The organism is uncultured Campylobacter sp., from assembly GCF_938030685.1.
GTDB lineage: Bacteria > Campylobacterota > Campylobacteria > Campylobacterales > Campylobacteraceae > Campylobacter_B.
In genome coordinates this window covers 1-2,469 of the sequence record NZ_CALHHX010000147.1, presented here as the reverse complement: position 1 = coordinate 2,469, position 2,469 = coordinate 1, and the positions used below count along the sequence as shown (strand labels likewise).

The following is a 2,469-nucleotide window of genomic DNA, read 5'->3' as shown; positions in this document are numbered from 1 at the left end:
ATCTCCGGTTTTAAAGGCATTAAAATTAGTATGTCAAACGATGCGCAGGACATCCGCCTGAAGTCTAGCCCAAAGCTGAGCGAGGATCAAAATACGCAGATGCAAAACTTGGCGGATTTTCTACGCTTTAGCGATATAGGACAGAGGGATTACTACGGTAAAAACTTCTTTAGCGATATCGCTACGACGTGGAATTTGTATGAAAAGCTTGCGGACATTGATGAGCTAGACTTCGGCAGAAACGCGAATTTTATGACCGTTTCGCCGATTAGGGTGGATGAGGTTGCGCAGGTTCCGCCCGAAATCTGTTTGCTTTCAAATTTAAAAAAGCTCGATCTGCAAGGCACGAGAGTTTCGGATCTGCCCTCTTGCGTGCAAAATTTAAAAAAGCTCAAGTATTTAGGCTTGCGCGCTACCAAATTTACGGAGATTAGTGAAAATATCTCTAAAATTCCGAATCTTAAGACGCTGATTTTGGATCGTTGCTCCGTAAAAGAGTTGAGCGCGAATGTAGCGAATTTAAAGAATTTAGAATATCTTGAGCTGGATGAAACGCATATTTCGCAATTGCCGCCGCAGATTACAGGGATGAGCAAGCTACGAGAGCTCCACTGTTACAGTTGTAAATTTTTGCATACATTACCTACGTATCTGGCGGAGCTGAAAAGTCTGGAAATTTTATATCTTACGAACACGCATATAGAGGCGCTACCCGATGAGGTTTCGCGAATGCCGAGTCTAAAGGAACTAAGCGAAGATTTTACCTCTCCTCCTGAAAACATCGTAAATTTACCCAATCTTGAGGAGTGGGGCCATATGGATGATGATAGATTGCGGCTCGCCGTGAAAATCCCGTCGCTCAAAAGGCTTCATATAGGTTCAAATATCAAAACGATCCCGTCTGAGTTAGGGGATTTGCATAATCTGCAGGAGCTTGATATTTGGTCTGAAAATATACAAGAAATTCCTGAAAGTATCGGCGCATTAAAAAGCTTAAAAAAGCTTGATATTGGCAGATATAAGCAAGAGAGTCTGCCTGAGAGCATCGGCATGCTTGATGCTTTGGAAGAGCTGAAAATTAACAGCCAAGCCATTACGAAAACCCCTGAGAGCATCGGAAACCTACATAATTTAAAGGAGCTTTACATCCACGGCAAAAATATTACGCAGCTTCCGGAAAGCATCGGAAATTTAAAAAATTTAGAAATTTTAGATATCTCCGAGACTGCAATTAAAAAATTACCGCAGAGTATAAACGATATGACGAGTCTTAAATACATTGATCTTCGCGATACCGATTTAGAGGAGCTTAACGTCGATTTTATCCGCCTTAGTAAACTTTACGGCATTAATTTGTATGGCGTTAAGCTTAAAAAGAAGCCCGTAGTTCCTAAGATAGAGGGAAGGCATATTGGCATTAGAGGATATGAGGATTAAATTTAAAACGAAGCTATGATTTGTCCAGCGCCGACATATACTGTGGCGGGATTCTAAGCAAATAATACAAGGAGATAAATCGCGCAAAAGATCGCTAGCCGGATCAGCCCTGCGCGCTAACGACGGCGAGACTTATCGAGCTTTAAAGCTTCATACGGGCACCGCAAATTTAAAAACCTCGTGCGCCTAGTAAAAATAGAACAATTTATCTGTGTGGGCTCTTCCTTAAATTTAGCGAGCTTCGGAGCAAAATTTGAAGTTAAAATTTTTAAAAGACCACTGCGTTTATAAGACTTGTCGTTACAAGCGGGCGAGATAGAGCGAAGAGAAATAGATTACGCACATTGCCGCAAAAAGGCTGTCTTCGCTTGGAAGCGAGATGATCCGCTTGCAGATTCACGGCATTAAAATTCCCCTGCGATTTGCGAAGTGTAGGGCTGTGCGCCTGCGAAATTTTTAGCACATACGGGCGCTATTTTCCGGCTCGGTAAATTTACACGGGCAAAAATTCGATCTCGAAGCAAGGGAAAAATCGCGGGCGTCATTGCAAAATTATAAAGCTGACGTCATCGCAGAAAAAAGCCTTTGGACTACCGCGCCACGTAAAATTTGAAATTTACACGCTACATAAAATTTGAAAATTTAAATGACACCAAATGATTTATTATCACCATCTTTTTTAATTTTACTAATAAATCTATAAATTTTGATTCCAAAGGCTTTTGTTTTAATAAGATGTCAAACACTTGATTAAATTTTAAAACTGAAACTCCCATGTGAGTTTATAGTTCCTACCAGGCGAGTAAAAGCGATTGATGCCAAGTCCTGTTTCTTGATCTATCAGATTGCTCGTTCCGAAAGGTCTTATCGATCTCGCGCTTTCCCAAGTGATATATTTGCGGTCGGTTATATTATAAACGCCCGCTCTAAGCGTCAGATATTTGATCGGCTTGGCGTAGGTTACGAAATCGATCGTCGTATATCCGCCGCTTCTCCACTCCACCTCGCTATTTCTTACGGGTTTGCCGTTTA

The 2,469-nt window shown here is 41.4% G+C and carries 1 protein-coding gene and 1 pseudogene; one reads left to right on the top strand and one right to left on the bottom strand.

The window, feature by feature from the left end:
* Window positions 1–1,437, top strand: a 1,437-nt coding sequence (locus tag Q0369_RS06820) for a hypothetical protein (protein WP_298097738.1), incomplete at its 5' end; no start/stop codon positions are given.
* A gap of 757 nt (window positions 1,438–2,194) precedes the next feature.
* Here the strand turns inward: Q0369_RS06820 and Q0369_RS06815 are convergent.
* Window positions 2,195–2,469, bottom strand: a pseudogene (locus tag Q0369_RS06815) (TonB-dependent receptor); the annotation flags it as partial.